This window comes from Tateyamaria sp. Alg231-49, from assembly GCF_900143535.1.
GTDB lineage: Bacteria > Pseudomonadota > Alphaproteobacteria > Rhodobacterales > Rhodobacteraceae > Tateyamaria.
On sequence record NZ_FRFA01000017.1, the window covers coordinates 18,832 to 38,452 of the forward strand.

Genomic DNA, 19,621 nt, shown 5'->3' on the forward strand with positions numbered 1-19,621 from the left:
ACGGGCTGGTCGTGATTGCCAGCCCGACTTTTCATTAAGCGATAATCAGATGCCGATGATCTCCAAAGCCCTCGCGGTTCTTGTCAACCTTCTCGCAATAATCGCAGGCGCGACACTGGTGTGGTTGATGATCTCCGTCATAACCTCGGTGCTGATGCGAAACGCAGGATTACAGCCCTTTGCATGGCTCTTCACCTCGGCGGAATACGGACTTCTTTATATGACCATGCTCGGTGCGCCTTGGCTGGTGCGCGAGAAGGGTCATGTCCACATCGAATTGGTCACCGCCGCGCTGCCTGACGGAGCACGCCGCATTGTCAGCCGCATTGTGGCAATCGCCTGCGTCTTGGTCTGCTTGATCCTTGCGTGGAAAGGCGTCGAGTTGTTCCTCAAAAACATCGAACGCGGCGACTACGATACCCGCGCATATTATTACCCTCGCTGGATGTTGACGATCGCCTTCCCAATTAGCTTTGGCTTGATGGCAATCGAATTCTCGCGGTTCATTTTTGGCAGCGAGCTGATGCACTCTGGCGAAGCAGGAATCCACGAATAATGGAATGGTTTGAAGCGCTTGCCCTACTGGTCGGTTCGATCATCTTTTTGATGGCTTTGGGCATGCCGGTCGCCTTGGCCTTCCTCGCTGCAAACATCTTGGGCGCTTATATCTTCATGGGCGGAGAACGAGGCGTCGGACAGCTTCTCAACAACGGCCTCGGCTCCCTGACGAAATATGCGTTGGTACCTATTCCGCTGTTTCTCTTGATGGGCGAGATTTTCTTTCACACCGGGCTTGGCGGGCGGATGTTTAACGCCATCGACAAACTGCTTGGGCGGCTGCCGGGCCGCCTAAGCTATGTCACCGTCTTGGGCGGAACCGCATTTTCCACTCTTTCAGGTTCCTCCATGGGATCGACGGCATTGCTTGGCACCCTGATGGTCCCAGAGATGGGGCGGCGCGGCTACAAACCCCATATGAGCATTGGCCCGATCCTTGGAACCGGTGGTTTGGCGATCATCATACCGCCCTCTGCCTTGGCCGTGCTGTTGGCCACGCTCGCGCAGATTGATGTGGCCGCTTTGTTGATCGCAGGTGTCATCCCCGGTCTAATCCTTGCCAGCTTCTACATCGCAACAATCTGGGTTCAGACCAAAATCGACCCTACAGCAGCCCCGGCCTATGACGTCGAGCCAATGACATTGGGTCAGAAACTGAAAACGCTCTTCACCGAAGTTGTCCCAATGGTTGGCGTTATGGTCGTCATCATTGTGCTGATGATCCAAGGCTTTGTGACCCCGTCCGAGGCTGCGGCTTTCGGCGCTCTTGGCGTGCTAATCCTTGCCGCCGTCTTCCGATGTCTGACAATCGAGGCGATGCGCAAGTCCATTACCGGAGCCCTGCGGGTGACCCTGATGGCCTATTTGATCGTCTTCGGATCAGCGACGTTTAGCCAGCTTCTGGCCTTCTCTGGGGCTTCAAGGGGATTGGTAAACTGGGCGACCTCTTTTGATCTCGCCCCGCTGGCTATGCTTCTGGTTATGTTCGCCGTGCTGCTGCTCCTCGGTATGTTCATGGAGCAAATCTCAATGATGTTGCTCACCGTGCCGATCTTTTTCCCATTGGCGCAGACCTTGGGCTTCGACCCAATTTGGTTTGGCCTCATCATGTTGTTGGCCCTTGAGATCAGCTTTACGACACCGCCCTTTGGCTTGCTGCTATTCGTAATGAAAGGTGTGGCCCCACAAGGCACAACAATGAAGCAGATCTACACGTCCGCCTTTCCATTTATCGGATGCTCGCTGGTGTTAGTTGCGCTTTTGATCGCGATGCCACAACTCGCACTTTGGCTTCCGTCCCTGTAACCCAGAAGTAGAAGCATGATCAGATCAATAAGCTGAAGTAGCGGTGCTGTCAGACCAATTCGAACTCGTCTCTGCTAGGACAATATGACTGCCCTTTATGCCGCACCGAGACCGCGCCACTCAGCCAGAGCGTCGGCTCGGTTGAGTTTGAAATTCGTTCGAGTCGAGAGGCTGCGTTCCTGATTAAAGTGATTGTAGACAGATGCGTGAACGGCGGCGAATTTCTGCAAACTTCGCATGCGCCGGAAGCGAAGCATGGCCCGTTCTCGTCGTCGAAACGGCAGGTGCGAATTCTCCGCTCGGTTGTTCATCCACCGGCCCGTTTCCTGCCTGTCTGCGGCGCCGATCTCTTTCAGCGCAGCACCATATGAGCGCAGCAGGTCCGTGACGAACACCTCCGGGCAACCATGCTTACGCATTGCTTTCTTTAAGAATTTCAACGCCGCCTTCTTATCACGGGTCTTCGTGACGAAGCTTTCCAGGACTTCGCCTTCATGATCGACGGCCCGCCAAAGGTAATGTTGCTCACCGTTGATCTTCACGAACATCTCGTCCAGATGCCACCACCACCGGCTGGATTTCATCCCCTCAATCCGTCGCTTTCGGATCTCGGAAGCGAACATCGGGCCGAACCGGTGCCACCAGTATCTCACCGCTTCGTGGCTGACATCGATGCCGCGTTCGTGCAGCAAGTCTTCGACATTGCGAAGCGACAGCGGAAAACGAACATACAACATAACCGCCAGACGGATTATCTCTCGGCTCGTTTTGAAATAGCGAAATGGATCAGGTTTGGTCATCCGACGAGGCTACAAAACCGCCCTGCCCGCCTCAAGTGATTTTGCTCTGACAGCGCCGATGGCGGACATCGATGCCGGACGCATCGACATGGTGGTGGTCTACAAGATCGACCGGCTGACGCGGTCTCTGGCCGACTTTGCCAAACTGGTGGAGCGGCTGGAGAAAGCTGATTGTTCTTTTGTGTCTGTCACGCAGGCTTTCAACACATCTTCTTCCATGGGGCGGTTGACACTGAACGTGCTGTTGTCCTTTGCCCAGTTCGAGCGCGAGGTCACCGCTGAGCGGATCCGCGACAAGATTGCGGCGTCCAAGAAGAAGGGATTGTGGATGGGCGGCATTCCTCCGCTGGGATATGATCCGCACCCTGACAAGGCCCGGCGCGAGTTGGTTCCAAACGCGCAGGAAGCGAATGTGGTTCGGCAGATCTTCCAGCTTTATGAGACACACCGCTGTCTCAATGCAGTTGTGCGAGCCGCCGACGAACAAGGGCTGCGCTCCAAGCACCATGTCTTTACAACAGGCCGAACCCAGGGCGGCACCCCGTTCAGCCGAGGTCAGATATACCACCTGCTGACGAACCCGGTGTATCTCGGGTTGATCCGGCACAAGGATCAAACCTTTGATGGCCAGCACCCGGCGATCATCGATCAGCCTCTCTGGGACAGTGTGCAACAGCACCTCAAATCGGCCAGCGCACGACGCCGCGGTGCACCTTCAGGCCAGTCATCAAATTCGGATGCGCCACTCAAAGGGAAAGTGCGCGATGAGACAGGCGATGTTCTCACGCCCACACATACGACCCGCCATGGAAAGCGGCAGAGATATTATGTCTCCAACCGCCTGATCTCAGGCGGTGCCGATCCAACGGGATGGCGCCTGCCGGCCAAAGGTTTTGAGACAGCTGTCGTCAAAGCCATCACGGACCATCTACGCGAGCATGCAAAACGGCATACCGTTCTGGACAATTGTGACGTGCCCAAATTGAACGCCACGGCCACGGCCGTTTTTGGACTGGCCGATGCTCTGGAGGACGACGGCTGCAAACGCGCGTCCCCTCTGATCCGGTCGATCGCACTCGACCCAAACACGCTATCCATTGATCTCGACCCCGACACGGTCGCCGGCGCAATAAACCTGCAGGCCTCCTCGCTGAACGCCGCGCTTTGTGAAATCTCGACACCCTTCACGTGCAAACGCCGAGGTGTGGAGACACGTATTGTCGCGGGCGATCGCTGCCCCGACCCAGATCAAACCCTGATCCGCGGGTTGCGCAATGCGCACGATTGGGCAGAGGCTCTGAAGTCCGGCGAACCACTTAAGCACCTCGCCCAGCGCGTCGGACATTCCGAGCGCTACATCAGGCGCGTCACATCATTGATCTCCCTGACGCCTGGATTGCAGATCGCGATTCTGGGCGGCACGCAACCTGCACACCTCAATCTAGAGACTCTTGTTCGCGGGAACATCCCACTTAGTTGGGCCCATCAGGATCATCTGTTTGGAACCCATTCCTGACCTTCCCTGCTCAGCGAATTGCATTCCCTGATAGGTCGCTCTGAATTCCCTGTTTGTCAGATTAAATTCCCTGTTAAGTGCTTTAGGAAAGTTCCATGTAAGCGACTGTTATTAATCCCGTAAAACCACCCGCAGAACCTCGAATTCGACCAAAATGCAGGAATTTCCCTGTTAAATGGCTGTTATCAGGGAAAACGGACCGGCGAATTCAGGTAACTGAGACAAAGGGAGATTGCTGCGGATGAAACGGCAGCACGGTCCGTCTCAGGGCAAAACGGCACCTCGCAACCGACGGAATACACGCGGGAATTCCAACCAAAACGGACATGGGAAAATGAGACAGGGGTGGGTGGCGGACCGAGGAGGATTCGAACCCCCGACCCCCTGATTCGTAGTCAGGTACTCTATCCAGCTGAGCTATCGGTCCACTGGCGGGCGGTTTAGTCTTGTGGCCGCGGCTTTGCAAGAGGCTTATTGAGCCAAAGAGGCCAAGCCGCTCAAATACCGTCGCCCTTGGGCAAACGGATCGAAAAGACGGTGCCTGTCGGCCCGGTCCGGTCCAGTTCCAATGCACCTCCATGGGCGCGGATCAATTCGGACGCGATGGCGAGGCCAAGGCCTGTGCCGCCTTTGCTTACTCCGCCCTGAAACGGTGTGAACAGGTGGTCTTGCGCGCGTTTGGGCAAACCGGGTCCTGTATCTGCGACTTCAATCCACCAGTTGTCGTCGTCTTCATAGGCAGAGACATTGATTTCAGCAGGTTTGCCGCTCGCAACAATCGCCTGACGGGCATTACGTACAAGGTTGGAGATCACTCGAAACAGTTGTTCAGGGTCTGCACGCAGCGTGAACATCGGCGGGATATTTTCGCTCAATGACAGATCGTTGTCTCCAACCGCCAGTCGTTCGCTATCGAGCACGTCTGCGACGATATCATCCAGCGTCAACATGGTGAGCGTGGGGCTGGGTTCTTCGGCCTTGCCAAAGGCAAGCGTGCTTTCGCAGAGGTGGACGGCGCGGGTGATCGATCCCACCAGCTTGGGGGCCATGCGGCGCACCAGAGGGTCTTCAGAGCTTTCTATCCGGTCTGTGAACAATTGTGCCGAGGTCAGGATGTTACGCAAGTCGTGGCTGATCTTGGACACCGCCGATCCCAGTTGCGCCAACCGGTCCTTTTGACGCAAAGCAGCGATCAGCTCGGTCTGCATGGCCCGCAAGGCCTCTTCAGCTTCTCGCAGTTCGGTCACACCTGCATTCGGCGTGATGATCCGCCGCGCATCCTCAGGGGCGGCAGCATAGCGCTGCATGTGCCCGACGACGCCGCGGATGGGTTTCACGATGATCGCGCGCACCGCGATGAACAACAGGAATGCTGTTACGATAGAGATAACCGCCGACAGGATTAAAATCCGGATGCCATAGTCGATCATAGCCATGCGGAGCGGTGCCGTTTCAACCGTGATCTCGATCAGCAACCCAGCCTCGCGCACAGGTGCGCCGATCACGCGGATCACCTCGTTTTCCGGTTCGGCCAGCCGCTTCATAGCGTCCCGGATGAGAACCATCGCAGTGCCATCCCTCAAATCAAAGGTCGCATCGATGGGGCGCGGCATCGGCGTAGCCAGCATCAATTGGCGTACTTCGTCCCGACGCAGCACAACGTTGAAAACACCTGCATTTTCCAGCAATTCGGCCTCAAGTTCGCTGTCGATCATGTCGTCGGCCAACAGGGCAAGCGATGCGATCTGCGCCCGTTCCAACCGGTTTTGCAGATAGTCTTCGCGGAAACGCGCAATGGACGGCACAAAGATCAAAACTTCGGCCAGCATCACGAAAATCGTCGTGAGGATCAAAAATCGGCCAGAGAGGGAATTTAACATACTGTAATCTGCTCAGGGAATGAAGCGCTGCACAAGCCCCACAACCCGTTTGACCAAATCACTGTCAAACAAGCGCGGGCTAAAATAGGCTCCAGCGGCGCGTTTATTGACCTCGCCGATGGTGGGATAAGGAGCGACCATGGCGGCGACCTGGCTCATCTTCATCTTGTTAGCCAAAACCAGTGCCCAGAGATTTATCAATTCGCCTGCTTGATGGCCAGCGATAGACACGCCCACAGGGCGGCCTTTGACGACCATAACCTTGATCAAACCTGACGTTTTGCGTTCGGCAATTGCGCGATCGTTGTGTTCATAGTGAAAACGGACAACCTCCAGCCTATCGCCGTGTTCGTCCTTGGCTTGCGCCTCGGTCAGCCCCACTTGGGCCAGTTCGGGATCAGTGTATGTCGCCCAAGGTATGTGGCTGGTTTTGGCTTTGGACGGCAATCCAAACAGCATCGAGCGGATGATGACCCCCGCATGGTATCCGGCCACATGAGTGAATTGCAGTCCACCTGCCGCGTCTCCGATGGCGTAGACCCGTTTGTTCGTCGTACGAAGCGAGGCATCGACTTTGACGCCGCTGCGTGTAGTTTCCACCCCCGCGACATCAAGCTTGAGGTTGTCGGTGTTTGCCTTGCGCCCAACCGCCACCAACAGATGCGAGCCGGTAAAGCGTCTCCCATCCTCGGAGTGGACAGTCACTTCGCCATCAGAACCTTCGATCCGCGACGCCTTGGCATCTTCAACAATCTCGACCCCCTCGGAGCGCAAGTTATCCAGTACGATTGCAGCCATCTCCGGGTCATCTTTGCCCAGCGCTTTGGCCCCTTCGATTACGGTTACTTTTGATCCAAGGCGCACATGCGCCTGCGCCATTTCCATTCCGATGGGTCCACCACCGATAATCAACAGGTGCTCAGGCTTGTCACGTAAGTCCCAAAGGGTTTCGTTGGTCAGGTAAGGCACCGTATCGATACCATCGATGGGCGGAACAAACGGACTAGACCCGGTTGCGATCACGATACGGCGCGCGCTGATGACCGTATCACCGGCCTGCACTTCGGTGTCCGAGATGAAATGCCCAAACTCCCGGATCACGTTGACCCCAAACCCTTCGAACCGCTCTTGGCTGTCCACAGGTTCGATCTGTGCAATGACATCTCTTATGTGGTCTTTGGCTGCCGCATAGTCGACCTGCGGGACCACATTGGCCACGCCGTAGCCATCGCTGTGGCTTTGCCCATATGCCGCCTTGCCGCTGGCAATAAGCGCCTTAGAGGGCACGCAGCCGTAGTTCAGGCAATCGCCACCCATCTTGTGCCCTTCGAGCAGGATAACATCCGCGCCCATCTGGCTGGCCCCCGCAGCGACCGACAGGCCGCCCGACCCGGCGCCGATCACAAGAACATCTGTCTTGATCTGTTTCATGGGCTTCAGATCCCTTGTTTGCCGCGTGCGGCCTTGAGCAATATGGGTAACGCGGCAAGAGCGCAGAGCCCAAGTATGGGCAGCAAGATCGCCGGTTCAAAGATAATGCCCAGATCAGGCGTTTCGCCGCGATCAAACACCTCGCCCAAGCCCGCACCAACGGATGTGTAAACAACCGCACCCGGAATGATCCCCAGAAATGTCGAAATCGCGTAGCGCCCAAGCGGCACCCCGACAAGCGCTGGCACCAGATTGGCAACAAAGAACGGAACCGCAGGCACCAGACGGATCAGGAACAACATTGACCACTGGTTGTCATCGATCCCCGCCTTGATCTTTTTGATCAACCCGTCGCTGGTGTCCATCTTCTCCACCAGCCGTTCACCCAATCCCCAACGGGCAGCGAGGAAAATCGCTATGGCCCCAAGCGTGGCCCCCGTCATGTTAAAGAGCGCACCGGGAAACGTTGCGAACAAAAACCCACCCGTCAGTGTCATGACCGCAGCACCGGGCAGCGAAAACCCGACGATCAGAGCGTAGGCCCCCATAAACACCAGCGCCGTCAACGCATAGTGCTTGTCACGGACGGCCAACAGCGCCTCGCGGTTGTCCGCCAACGTTTGAAAGTTGAAGTAGTCTTTCAGCGTGAAGGCACCGATCGCAGCCACAAAAAGGATGATGATCAAGGGCAGTTTATGCATCAAACCACTGCTTCTGGGCTGGCTGGTGTCGGACACTCTGTCTTCCTTTTTGTCGTCGCGCATCATTTGGCCCCGGCTGTTGGGGCTGTTGTGACTTGAAACTGGCCGTGCCACACCCCAGAAAACAGGTCCTTCACGCGGCGTTGAACGGAAGTGCAGGTTTCAGGGCCAAAGTGAAACAATTGGAGCGCCTTGCCGCCGGATTTGTTGCAAGAGCATGACATTTTTGGTCTGCAAGGGTTTGACTTGCCTGCGGGCGCCCTTTAGAGGACGGGCTTCGAATACTGCCTGACCCCGAATCCGCGGGACATAGGCCAATAGATCCGGAGCCAAAGCGATGAAACGCACCTTTCAACCTTCCAACCTCGTGCGCAAGCGGCGTCACGGTTTCCGTGCGCGCATGGCAACCAAAGCCGGCCGCAAAATCCTGAACGCCCGCCGCGCCCGCGGCCGGAAGTCGCTCAGCGCATAAACGCGCGCCACCACAGGTTTCCAAATGATCCCGCCCGAGGCCCCTTTGCCCAACGACGCCGTTGGACAGGGAACGCCCCCGGCGGGTCATTTGCGTTTGGAGATCCTCAAGGCCCGCGCTGACTTTTTGCGGGCGGCGCGGGCCAAGCGGGTGGTGACCCCCGGTTTCGTCTTGCAGTACCGGCCCCGCGATGAAGGTGACGTGATCCGCGTCGGTTTCACGTGTTCGAAAAAAGTGGGCAACGCAGTGGCCCGCAACCGGGCCAAACGGCGCCTGCGTGAAATCGCGCGCCTCGTTTTACCAGAACACGGCAGCGCCGGCATGGACTATGTGTTGATTGGACGGGCCGAGGTGACGGCAAACCGCCCTTTCGATGTGATGCTGGATGATCTGCGTCAAGCGCTGAGCCGCGCAACGTGACCCCGCTGGCCTTCGTCCTCTCGCTGCCGGTGCGCGCCTATCGTCTGATGTTTTCGCCGTGGGTCGGATTCAATTGCCGCTATCAGCCCACGTGCAGCGCATACGCGATGGACGCATTGAAAAAGCACGGCGGAATCAAAGGAACGTGGATGACCCTGCGCCGGATCGGGCGGTGCCATCCATGGGGTGGAACAGGGTATGACCCCGTACCTGAACGCGACGATCCGTAATTACTGCTTTTCGAATGTGATGATCACGTCACCGATGTCGATGCCCGCACGCTTCATATAAGCACGGTTCAGCAAACGATCTTCGTTTAGCAGCCACATCCAGTCATCAAAGGTCACGCGCAAGGTACCGTCAGGCACGGGCAGGTCAATCTGGTATTGCCAGTTGAACGTGTCCCCACGCTCTTCACCCGTCGCCTCGCCAATCACACCGGGGGCAGTGCCGCTCCAGGTGTCTTCGCCCGTTTTAACCAAGGTCCAGACGCGCTGTTCGGTGCTGGCATCTTCGTAGATAAAATCTTCAACCAGTGTCAGTGTCTGCCCATCCCATGTGCCGTTGATCTCGACGTCAAACCGACGGCGCACGGTGCCAAACACATCCTGAAACTGACCGTAAGCAAGCACTTGTCCGTCAAAAAACTCTTCCAGGTTCAGCTTGCGCTCAGACAGTTGCGCATCCTCAAGCTGTGGTTTGCCGGTACACGCAGCCACAAGGCCGATGGCCAGCACAAGAAAGATACGCAACATCATGAAATCCCTTCAACGTTGTGAAGGATACGCGCCTCTGCCCCTTTTGGTTCACCCGTCCCGTGATATAGAGCGGACATGCCCAGCAACAGGTACCCCCATGTTAGATGACAGCGACGATATCCATCCTCTTTTCGCAGGCGCGCCCAGCACGACCGAATTCAAAAAGCTGCGCAAACGCATTGTGCGCAACACGCGTGAGGCGATTGAGCAATATGGGATGGTCGATGCAAACGCACCGCGCCAGAAATGGCTGGTCTGTTTGTCCGGGGGCAAAGACAGCTACACGTTGCTGGCCGTGCTTTATGAACTGCAATGGCGCGGGCTTTTGCCCGTCGATATTCTGGCCTGCAATCTGGATCAGGGGCAGCCGGGGTTTCCGGCAACTGTCTTGCCCGAGTTTCTTGAGCGCATGGGCGTTCCGCATCGGATCGAGTATCAGGACACCTATTCCATCGTGATCGACAAAGTGCCCGAGGGGCGTACGTTTTGCGCACTCTGCTCGCGGCTGCGGCGTGGCAACCTGTACCGGGTTGCGCGCGAAGAAGGGTGTTCGGCCGTCGTACTGGGCCATCACCGCGACGACATTCTTGAGACGTTTTTTATGAACCTCTTTCACGGCGGACGTCTGGCCACGATGCCACCCAAACTGGTGAACGAAGAGGGCGATTTGTTCCTTTATCGCCCGCTCGCCCACGTGGCAGAGGCCGATTGCGACAAGTTTGCCCGAGCCATGAACTACCCGATCATTCCGTGTGATCTGTGTGGCAGTCAGGACGGTTTGCAGCGTCAACAGGTCAAACAGATCCTCGATGGGTGGGAGGCCAACAGCCCCGGGCGTCGTCAGGTGATGTTCCGTGCATTGATGAATGCGCGGCCCTCGCATCTGCTTGATCCGAAGCTCTTTGATTTTCAGGGGCTTGCCCTGCAATCAGGACCAATTGATGAAAATTCGAAGGACATTCCGGACTTGGGTTAAACACCGGCTTACGAAGGCGGCGTAGCAAAGGTTGGCGTCAAAAGCTGACGCGTTGCACGCAAGAGGACTGAAAATGCGCCTTCGCCCACCTACGACCTTGTCCGAATTTTGCGATAGACTGGTGTCAGCGCTGTCAGGCCCGCAGATGCTGGCATTCATCCCCGCACTTTGTCTGGCTGGATACTGGATGGGGGGGGAGGTGACCCTTGTCGCAGTTGCGTTGCTCGTCCCGATGGCCTGGATGATGTTAGGCGGTCTGGACAAACTGGTCAAAAATCGTGTCGCACGCATGCCGGTTTCAGGACTGGTGGAACCCGATGCTTTTCGAGAACGGGTGCAAGGGATGCGAGAGGATGTCATTGGCACCGAATACAACAGTGCCCTTATCGCGATTGAGTTGGATGATTTCGCGACATTGAAAGGGCGTTTTGAACCCAACGCCGTTGATCGTGTGCTCAAGGCGGTCGGGCAACGCCTCAAATCCGTGTCACGCGATACCGATGTGATCAGCAAGGTCGGCGACAGTCGGTTCGCGATCTGCCTTGCCCCCGTCAAGCATCTGGATCTGGAAAGCTGCATCCAGATGAGTGGACGCATTCAGCAGGCCATTGAAGAACCAATCGCTCTGGACGGAGCAACTGTGTATGTCACCGCAAGCGTTGGGTTTTGCCTTCAGGCCCGCGCCCCAAAAACTAACAGCCAGGATTGGATCAACGCCGCCCTCGCCGCTCTGAATGAGGCTCAAAGGCGCGGGCCCACATCTGTGCGCGCCTATTCGACAGAACTCCATTCACGCTTGAAAAGCCGCGCAAACCTGCGCGAAGAAGTGGCTGCTGCATTGGAACAGGGCCAAATCCAACCCTGGTTCCAACCCCAGATTTCCACTGATACGGGCAAGGTCTCTGGGTTCGAAGCACTCGCACGCTGGATACACCCCGTTCGCGGTGCAATTTCACCGGTCGAATTTCTGCCCGCCATTGAAGAAGCGGCCCTGCTCGAGCGCTTGGCCGAGGTGATAATGTATCACACTTTCACAGCGCTCAAAGCATGGGATGCTGCTGGCGTGAACGTGCCCCAGGTCGGCGTGAATTTCAGCGGTTCGGAACTTAACAATCCACGCTTGTGTGAAAAAATCAGTTGGGAACTAGACCGTTTCGACCTTGCGCCCGAACGGCTGACTGTAGAAATCTTGGAAACCGTGGTGACGGATACGCTGGGTGACACAATCACATTGAACATCAATGCGTTGCATGACCTCGGGTGTCAGATTGACTTGGATGACTTTGGTACCGGACATGCCTCACTCTCTGCCATCCGGCGCTTTGGGGTGGGGAGGATCAAGATTGATCGGTCTTTTGTGATGAAAGCAGATCGTGACCCCGAACAACAACGTATGATCAGCGCCATTTTGACAATGGCTGAACGGCTGGGCATTGAAACCCTGGCTGAAGGGGTCGAAACCGTTGGCGAACATGCACTGCTTGCGCAGTTGGGATGCGATTATGTGCAGGGCTTTGGCATTGCGCAGCCCATGCCGTTCGAAAAGACCCTGGACTGGATCCGTACCCATGAAGCCAAGGTGCAAGACGCGCCCGCTATACCGCTGCGTCGTTCAAATTGATCCCAGTTGACGAGCACGACCGCAGTACAAAAGCGCGTCGGCTTCGCAATCTGTGCCACGTAACCTGTCGGTGCGCCCTTTCCCGCGTTCGCACAGCACGGACGAACGCCTTCTGCCGCGCCTCTGGAGGGTAAATCAGGCCGAATCCGCTTGACCTTTGTCCCTGCACTCTGTTGAACCCGACCAACGTTTCAGACAGCAGGTGGCAGTCCCCGATGGACGATCAGAACAAGAACCTCATTCTTGCAACAGCGCTCAGTTTCCTCGTGATCCTCCTCTGGTTTGTCCTGTTCCCACCGCCGGAACCGGACATTCCTCTGGATGCGACAGCACCCGCCGCCTCGACCGCCGACAGCGGAGACAGCGCTGTGCCCGCCGCACCGCCCATCTCGGGCGAGGCCACGACAGCGCCAGCCACGCAAACCGCCACCGCGGACCCAACCGCAGACGCGCCACGTGTTGCGATCGACACAGCCCGCCTCAGCGGCTCGATCTCACTTGCCGGCGGCCGCCTGGATGATTTGCGTCTCAAAGACTACCGCGAAACGCTAGAGCCAGACGCCGATATCGTCACCATGCTGTCCCCCGTCGGAACAGCAGGGGCATATTATGCGCTGCATGGCTGGGCACCGGGCAGCGGTCTGGAAGCAAACGCAGTCCCTGACCCAAATACCCTCTGGACCGTAGTCGAAGGCGACACACTGACCCCATCAACCCCTGTCGCACTGGAGTGGGACAACGGGATCGGTCAAGTTTTCCGCCGCGACATCAGCGTTGACGAAGACTATATGTTCACCGTCACACAATCGGTTACCAACACGGCAAACACAGCCGTGCGCGCCGCGCCCTATGGCATGATCACGCGGCACGGTATCCCCGCTGACATCCGCAACTTCTTCATTCTGCACGAAGGCGCCGTGGCCATGGCAAACGGCGAATTGGCCGAAACCAACTGGGATGACATTCCGGACGCCGACATTGATCCAAATTGGGGCCGTCCAGCCATCGTGACACCAGACGTTGCCGAAGGTTGGATCGGATTCACCGACCACTTCTGGCAATCTATCCTGATCCCCACAGGCGTGCCCAGCTTTGAACAGGCACTGACATATGCGCCGCGGACCGATGTGTTCCGCGCAGTCACCCGCCTGCCCACGCAGGACATTGCACCGGGGGCCACCGTCAGCGTCACCACGCAACTGTTTGCCGGAGCCAAGGAATGGGATGCGATCCGCGACTACCAGCAGGCCGGGGTCGAGGGATTCATCGACAGTATCGACTGGGGCTGGTTCTTTTTCCTGACCAAACCCATCTTCTGGCTGCTGCATGAAATGAACTTGATCATTGGGAACATGGGCTGGTCCATCATCGGCCTGACCCTCGTGATCAAGGCAATCCTGTTCCCGCTGGCCTACAAATCCTACGTTTCCATGGCGAAGATGAAGGAATTGCAGCCTCAGATGGAGGCGCTCAAAGAAAGCGCCGGCGACGACAAGCAAAAGCTGCAACAGGGCATGATGGAGCTTTATAAAAAGGAAAAGGTGAACCCGGCGGCAGGCTGTTTACCGATCCTGCTTCAAATCCCGATCTTCTTTTCGCTCTACAAGGTGATCTTTGTCACGATCGAACTGCGACACGCGCCGTTCTTTGGCCCCTTCCAGGACCTCAGCGCACCTGATCCAACGTCGATCATGAACCTGTTTGGGTTGCTGCCTATCGCCCCACCAGAACCAACGTCGATCATGGCGCTGATCTTTATCGGCATCTTGCCAATCCTTCTGGGCATCTCGATGTGGCTGCAACAGAAACTGAACCCGGCGCCCACAGATCCCACACAACAAATGATTTTTGCGTGGATGCCATGGGTGTTCATGTTCATGCTCGGCGGGTTTGCCAGCGGCCTCGTCGTCTACTGGATCGCCAACAACACGATCACGTTTACGCAGCAGTACCTGATCATGCGCAGCCAGGGGTACAAACCCGACCTCTTGGGCAATATCAAAGGCAGCTTCAAAAAGACCGCCAAGGCCGATGCTGCCAACTCGACCAAAGCGCCGAGCAAAAAGGGCGGGAAGTAGCGATGCGTGTTGCTTCGCTCCACCGCTATCCGATCAAGAGCCACGGGCGCGAACAGATAGATGCGGTGACCCTGACCGAAGGGCAGACGATGCCTTGGGATCGGGTATGGGCGGTGACCCATGAAGCGACGAAATTCGACGTCGCATCCCCTGCCTGGGTGTCTTGCCGCAACTTTATGATCGGCTCTCGCACACCCGGTCTGGCAGGTATCTGGGCCACGTTGGACGAGGCGACGCGCCAAATCTCTCTGCGCCATGCCGACCTTGAAGACATCACATTTTGCCCGGATGACGCCGATGATGTCGCGCGGTTCTTGTCTTGGGTTGCCCCACTTTGCCCCCCCGAACGTGACGCGCCTTCCGGGATCGTCAGTGCACCAGACCGGGGTATGACGGACAGCCCTTTGGCCGCTGTGTCGATCATGAATACGGCGAGCCATGCAGACGTTGCGTCCAAGATGGACACCCCAATCGAGTTGGAACGCTGGCGTGGAAACATCTTTCTGGATGACACGCCAGCATGGGCGGAAATGGAATGGTTGGGTCGGGACATACGCGTCGGCGATGCAGTCTTGCGCGTGCGTGAACGGATCAAACGCTGCTCCGTGACCAACACCAATCCGGTTACGGGTGTACGTGACACCGATACGCTGGATGCTCTCAACACCCATTTCGGACATCAGGATTTCGGCGTTTATGCCGAAGTCGTCACGTCTGGCGACATCAGCATTGGCGCAAAGGCGGAACTCCTCTGATGCAACTCCCCTTCCCCATCGCCGAGACGCCTGATCCGCAAACCGAAGAACGCGGTCGCTTGCTGTTTGCAGGCGAGACCGAGTTTGTGAAGGGCGTGGTTGCCATGTCCGGCCTGCCCCCCGCTGATCGGCTTGAGGTCTGCTTTGCTGGCCGTTCGAACGTGGGCAAGTCCTCTTTGATCAACGCACTGACCGGTCGCAAGGGACTGGCGCGGGCCTCAAACACGCCCGGGCGCACGCAAGAGATCAACTATTTCACCGCGCAGGACAGCCACTATCTGGTAGACCTGCCCGGCTATGGCTACGCCAATGCACCGCTGCCCATCGTCGAAAAATGGCAAAAACTGCTGAAACAGTACCTGTCGGGCCGCCAAACCCTGCGCCGAGCATTTGTGTTGATCGACGCGCGCCACGGCGTGAAAAAAGTGGATGAGGAAATCCTATCCCTACTCGACAGTGCCGCCGTCACATTCCAATGCGTGCTGACCAAGGCGGACAAGGTCAAGGCGGCCGACCGAGAACGCGTGCTGGACCAAACCCGAACCGCCCTGTCCAAACACCCCGCTGCGTTCCCAGAGATTGTGCTGACCTCCAGCGAAAAAGGTGACGGTATCCCCACTTTGCGCGCCATTATCGCCACGCTTGTGTGATGCGAACCGCAGCCAGGTGCGAAAAATCTTGGCCCACGCGCGACGCTCGGGCAAGACAGGGCGCAACCCGAAATCAGTGATCAACAGATGAAACCCCAAGACATGAACCGAGACTGGATCGCCACCGCCCGCACGCTCAGCCAAGCCCTGCCCTATTTGCAGCGATACGCCGGCGCGACCGTCGTGATCAAGCTGGGCGGTCACGCCATGGGTAGCGACGAAGCCATGGAGAGCTTTGCCAGCGACGTTGTTCTCATGCGTCAGGTGGGTGTGAACCCTGTTGTCGTGCATGGCGGCGGGCCGATGATCAATGACATGCTCACCCGCCTCGACATCCAGTCTGAGTTTGTGAACGGGAAACGTGTCACCGACGACGCCACAATGAACGTGGTCGAAATGGTGCTGTCAGGCGTTGTGAACAAGCGCATCGTGCAAGCCATCAACCGCGCCGGTGGGCGCGCGGTGGGTCTGTCGGGCAAGGACGCCAACCTGATGATCTGCGATCAGACTGACCCGCAATTGGGTCTGGTCGGCACCCCCGCACAGATGGACCCCTCGATCCTGAACACCCTGTTCGAAAAAGCGATGATCCCTGTGATCGCCCCACTTGGCGCAGGTCGCAATGGCGAGACGTTCAATATCAATGGCGACACTGCGGCAGGCGCTATCGCCGGTGCACTCAAGGCGGATCGGCTGTTGCTGCTCACGGACGTCTCAGGCGTCAAGAACGCGAACGGAGAGGTGGTAACCGACCTCACAGCCGATCAGATCCGCGCATTGACCCAAGAGGGCGTGATCGCGGGCGGCATGATACCCAAGACCGAGACGGCGCTGGATGCAATCGCAAGCGGTGTACGCGCCGTCGTCATTCTGGACGGGCGTGCGCCAAACGCCTGTTTGCTCGAGCTTTTCACCAATCACGGGGCCGGATCCATCATCCGCCCAAGGTGACGCAAACGTGTCTATTGGCCACATTGCGCTGGTCCGCGCGCGCTATACATTCGCCACATGGAAAATGAAGCAACCATTCGTCTGGTGATCTTCCTCGGCCTGTTTGCCGCTCTGGCCGCTGCTGAAACGCTGGCGCCACGCCGCGAGCGCAGTCAAAAGCGAAGCAAGCGCTGGGTGACGAACTGGGGCATCACAATTGCCAATACAGTGCTGTTGCGACTGATGGCCCTGGCGCTGCCTTTGCTGGCCGTGGGTGCAGCAGTCGATGCGCAGGCACAGGGCTGGGGTCTCTTTAACGCGATCACCCTGCCCGGCTGGATCGAGGTGATTGCCGCGATCCTGATCCTTGATTTCGTGATCTGGGGTCAACACCTGATTACGCACAAGGTGCCACTGCTTTGGCGCTTACACCGGGTCCATCACGCCGATGTGGATATGGACGTGACAACCGCAATCCGCTTCCACCCAATCGAAATTGCCTTGTCCATGATCCTCAAGATAGGTGTTGTATACCTGCTTGGGCCCGCCGCGTTGGCCGTGATCCTCTTTGAAATCATGCTGAACGGCACGGCCATGTTCAACCACGCCAATATCCGGCTGCCGCTTTGGCTTGATGCCATTGTGCGCCGCGTGCTGGTGACGCCTGACATGCACCGGGTTCACCATTCGGTGCACCGGGATGAACATGACAGCAACTACGGCTTTGCACTGTCGATTTGGGACCAGATGTTTGGCACCTACATCGCGCAACCGCGCGCCGGCCACGACGACATGCAGGTTGGGCTGGAATGGCAAGACGACCGCCCCGCCCGTTTTGGCTGGTCCCTCAGTTTGCCGTTTGCACGGAAATGACCCTCGATCAGATTGAAAAGGCGGTCTCGCCACATGGCCTTATGGTGATGGGAAGCGATGGAACACGTGTTCTGATCGGAACAGATGCTGGGTGGTGGGACGTGTTTCAGGCCAGTCCTGAATATCGTGACAACGCAAAGGATCCTGTAGATCGCTGGTCCAAACGCATCCTAGGCGCTCTGGCGTTACAAATCGGGGCCGAGGCGCAGTTCCCCTCCGATGGCCCGCCCTACGCCCCCTTCATCGCGTGGGCGCTGGCGACGGGCCGGTTCTGGCAAAGTCCAACGGGCATGATGATCCACGACACCGCTGGGCTGATGATCTCCATTCGTGGCACTTTAGAGCTACCCGGCCCAATACCTGCGACACCAGCGGGACAAAGCCCATGCGACACCTGCTCTGACCGCCCATGCGTCACTGCCTGCCCTGTGAACGCTCTGAGCGCGACGGAGCCCTATGACGTGCCGGCCTGTAAGACCTTTCTCAACACGCCGGACGGTGACGCCTGCATGACAATGGGCTGCCACGTGCGGCGCGCTTGCCCGATCAGCCAACGCTTTGCCCGCCCAGACGAACAAAGCGCATTTCATATGAAGGCCTTTCGCGGATGACTGTAACACTGATCCTGATGCGACATGCCAAATCGGCGTGGGATGATCCCAGTCTCGATGACCATGATCGCCCACTGAACGACCGCGGCAAGGCTTCGGCCCAAGCGATGGGAGACTGGTTACGCGCGCAAGGCCACCTGCCTGACACGGCGATCAGCTCCAGCAGCACCCGGACTGGTCAGACTTTTGCAGAATTGCGATTGGACATCCCTGTCAGTTTTACCCGCACGCTGTATCACGCCGGGCCAGAGGTCATGATGGAAGTCCTGCGCGACCAAACAACGCCAACTGTACTGATGCTTGGCCACAATCCCGGGATCGCGGACTTTGCCGACAGGTTGGTCGAACAGCCACCGCGCCACCCGCGCTTTGCCGACTACCCGACATGTGCCACAGCGGTGATCACGTTCGAGGCCAAAGGCTGGAACGACATCGGCTGGCGCGAAGGCCAGCCGATTGATTTCGCAATCCCGCGAGAGGTGATGGAGTAAGGCGGATCAAGGCCCGCCTTACGTGTCTCAGTGCCCGAGGATCTGGCTCAGGAACAACTGCGTCCGGGGGCTCTGTGGATTGTTAAAGAACTCTTCAGGTTCGTTCTGCTCAACAATCTGACCTTCATCCATAAAGATCACGCGGTTGGCCACCTGACGGGCAAAACCCATCTCGTGGGTCACACAGAGCATGGTCATGCCTTCTTCGGCCAGTTCGACCATTGTATCCAGCACTTCCTTGATCATCTCAGGGTCAAGAGCCGAGGTCGGTTCGTCAAAGAGCATGATGCGCGGACGCATGCACAGCGAGCGGGCAATCGCCACACGCTGTTGCTGACCACCCGAAAGCTGACCGGGATACTTGTCGGCCTGATCGGGGATTTTCACCTTCTCGAGAAAGTGCATCGCGATCTCTTCGGCTTCCTTCTTGGGTGTCTTGCGCACCCAGATCGGTGCCAACGTGCAGTTCTCAAGGATCGACAGGTGCGGGAACAGGTTGAAGTGCTGAAAGCACATGCCAACCTCCGACCGGATCTTGTCGATGTTCTTGAGGTCCGAAGACAAGACGGTCCCGTCCACAGTGATCTTGCCTTGCTGGTGTTCCTCCAGCGCGTTGATGCAACGGATCAGAGTGGATTTACCCGACCCCGACGGACCCGCAATCACGATCCGCTCACCCTGATAGACGGTCAGGTCAATGTCGCGCAGCACATGGAATGTACCGTACCACTTGTTCATATTTTCGATCGAAATTGCGACATCGGTCGAAATATTCTGTGCAACTTGTGTGTTCAT

The 19,621-nt window shown here is 57.5% G+C and carries 21 protein-coding genes and 1 tRNA gene; 15 read left to right on the top strand and 7 right to left on the bottom strand.

All coding sequences use genetic code 11. The annotated features are described in order from the left end of the window. Positions 1-49 precede the first annotated feature (49 nt). Positions 50-556, top strand: coding sequence for a TRAP transporter small permease (locus DHN60_RS18505; RefSeq protein WP_108838805.1), 507 nt, complete (start codon positions 50-52; stop codon positions 554-556). Further along, entirely contained in the window at positions 556-1,863 is a 1,308-nt protein-coding gene (locus tag DHN60_RS18510; protein WP_108838806.1) for a TRAP transporter large permease, read from the top strand. The genes DHN60_RS18505 and DHN60_RS18510 overlap by 1 nt, the downstream gene beginning before the upstream one ends. A 95-nt stretch (positions 1,864-1,958) precedes the next feature. Here the strand turns inward: DHN60_RS18510 and DHN60_RS18515 are convergent, their stop codons facing one another. Then, on the bottom strand, positions 1,959-2,663 hold the full coding sequence (locus tag DHN60_RS18515) for an IS6 family transposase (protein ID WP_108838807.1): 705 nt from the start codon (positions 2,661-2,663) through the stop codon (positions 1,959-1,961). Here DHN60_RS18515 and DHN60_RS18520 point away from each other — a divergent pair. Next, positions 2,656-4,179: a recombinase family protein gene (locus tag DHN60_RS18520; RefSeq protein WP_234423709.1), complete on the top strand. Its 1,524-nt coding sequence runs from the start codon at positions 2,656-2,658 to the stop codon at positions 4,177-4,179. The genes DHN60_RS18515 and DHN60_RS18520 overlap by 8 nt on opposite strands. A 350-nt stretch (positions 4,180-4,529) precedes the next feature. On the opposite strand, the gene DHN60_RS18525 is transcribed toward DHN60_RS18520, so the two are convergent. From DHN60_RS18525 to DHN60_RS18540, 4 genes are all read right to left on the bottom strand, one after another. Next, positions 4,530-4,606 (bottom strand) — tRNA-Arg (locus DHN60_RS18525). Positions 4,607-4,676: 70 nt separating this feature from the next. Next, positions 4,677-6,059: a HAMP domain-containing sensor histidine kinase gene (locus tag DHN60_RS18530; protein ID WP_108838809.1), complete on the bottom strand. Its 1,383-nt coding sequence runs from the start codon at positions 6,057-6,059 to the stop codon at positions 4,677-4,679. Between the two features lie 12 nt (positions 6,060-6,071). After that, a complete protein-coding gene (locus tag DHN60_RS18535; RefSeq protein WP_108838810.1) occupies positions 6,072-7,490 on the bottom strand; it encodes an NAD(P)/FAD-dependent oxidoreductase in 1,419 nt (472 codons plus the stop codon). A gap of 5 nt (positions 7,491-7,495) precedes the next feature. Next, complete coding sequence (locus DHN60_RS18540; protein ID WP_108838866.1) at positions 7,496-8,254, bottom strand: TVP38/TMEM64 family protein; 759 nt, start codon at positions 8,252-8,254, stop codon at positions 7,496-7,498. A 274-nt stretch (positions 8,255-8,528) separates the two neighbouring features. Between DHN60_RS18540 and rpmH the strand changes: the two genes are divergently transcribed. Genes rpmH through yidD form a run of 3 tightly spaced genes read left to right on the top strand, consistent with a single transcriptional unit; the run spans position 8,529 to position 9,313 of the window. Then, complete coding sequence (rpmH, locus tag DHN60_RS18545; RefSeq protein WP_012177012.1) at positions 8,529-8,663, top strand: 50S ribosomal protein L34; 135 nt, start codon at positions 8,529-8,531, stop codon at positions 8,661-8,663. A gap of 24 nt (positions 8,664-8,687) precedes the next feature. Continuing rightward, on the top strand, positions 8,688-9,083 hold the full coding sequence (gene rnpA / locus DHN60_RS18550; RefSeq protein WP_108838811.1) for a ribonuclease P protein component: 396 nt from the start codon (positions 8,688-8,690) through the stop codon (positions 9,081-9,083). Continuing rightward, positions 9,080-9,313 carry a membrane protein insertion efficiency factor YidD gene (gene yidD, locus DHN60_RS18555; protein ID WP_108838812.1) on the top strand — a complete coding sequence of 78 codons (234 nt, stop codon included), beginning with the start codon at positions 9,080-9,082 and terminating at the stop codon, positions 9,311-9,313. Before rnpA ends, yidD begins: the two co-directional genes overlap by 4 nt. Here the strand turns inward: yidD and DHN60_RS18560 are convergent, their stop codons facing one another. Beyond that, positions 9,314-9,838, bottom strand: a complete 525-nt coding sequence (locus DHN60_RS18560; protein WP_108838813.1) for a DUF3833 domain-containing protein — start codon at positions 9,836-9,838, stop codon at positions 9,314-9,316. 100 nt (positions 9,839-9,938) lie between these two features. Between DHN60_RS18560 and ttcA the strand changes: the two genes are divergently transcribed. From ttcA to DHN60_RS18605, 9 genes are all read left to right on the top strand, one after another. Then, the gene (gene ttcA, locus DHN60_RS18565) at positions 9,939-10,817 is read left to right on the top strand and encodes a tRNA 2-thiocytidine(32) synthetase TtcA (protein ID WP_108838814.1); all 879 of its coding nucleotides are present in this window, start codon (positions 9,939-9,941) and stop codon (positions 10,815-10,817) included. 73 nt (positions 10,818-10,890) lie between these two features. Next, the gene (locus DHN60_RS18570; protein ID WP_234423710.1) at positions 10,891-12,438 is read left to right on the top strand and encodes a bifunctional diguanylate cyclase/phosphodiesterase; all 1,548 of its coding nucleotides are present in this window, start codon (positions 10,891-10,893) and stop codon (positions 12,436-12,438) included. Positions 12,439-12,653: 215 nt separating this feature from the next. Beyond that, positions 12,654-14,516, top strand: a complete 1,863-nt coding sequence (yidC, locus tag DHN60_RS18575; RefSeq protein WP_108838816.1) for a membrane protein insertase YidC — start codon at positions 12,654-12,656, stop codon at positions 14,514-14,516. A gap of 2 nt (positions 14,517-14,518) precedes the next feature. Continuing rightward, on the top strand, positions 14,519-15,271 hold the full coding sequence (locus DHN60_RS18580) for an MOSC domain-containing protein (RefSeq protein ID WP_108838817.1): 753 nt from the start codon (positions 14,519-14,521) through the stop codon (positions 15,269-15,271). After that, positions 15,271-15,921, top strand: coding sequence for a ribosome biogenesis GTP-binding protein YihA/YsxC (gene yihA / locus DHN60_RS18585; protein WP_108838818.1), 651 nt, complete (start codon positions 15,271-15,273; stop codon positions 15,919-15,921). Before DHN60_RS18580 ends, yihA begins: the two co-directional genes overlap by 1 nt. A gap of 87 nt (positions 15,922-16,008) precedes the next feature. Continuing rightward, a complete protein-coding gene (gene argB, locus DHN60_RS18590; protein ID WP_199913699.1) occupies positions 16,009-16,872 on the top strand; it encodes an acetylglutamate kinase in 864 nt (287 codons plus the stop codon). Between the two features lie 57 nt (positions 16,873-16,929). Then, the gene (locus DHN60_RS18595; protein ID WP_108838819.1) at positions 16,930-17,724 is read left to right on the top strand and encodes a sterol desaturase family protein; all 795 of its coding nucleotides are present in this window, start codon (positions 16,930-16,932) and stop codon (positions 17,722-17,724) included. Then, positions 17,721-18,335, top strand: a complete 615-nt coding sequence (locus tag DHN60_RS18600) for a ferredoxin (protein WP_108838820.1) — start codon at positions 17,721-17,723, stop codon at positions 18,333-18,335. Before DHN60_RS18595 ends, DHN60_RS18600 begins: the two co-directional genes overlap by 4 nt. Beyond that, positions 18,332-18,826, top strand: a complete 495-nt coding sequence (locus tag DHN60_RS18605; RefSeq protein WP_108838821.1) for a histidine phosphatase family protein — start codon at positions 18,332-18,334, stop codon at positions 18,824-18,826. The genes DHN60_RS18600 and DHN60_RS18605 overlap by 4 nt, the downstream gene beginning before the upstream one ends. 27 nt (positions 18,827-18,853) lie before the next feature. Here DHN60_RS18605 and DHN60_RS18610 read toward each other — a convergent pair whose 3' ends face one another. Further along, positions 18,854-19,621, bottom strand: coding sequence for an amino acid ABC transporter ATP-binding protein (locus DHN60_RS18610; protein WP_108838822.1), 768 nt, complete (start codon positions 19,619-19,621; stop codon positions 18,854-18,856).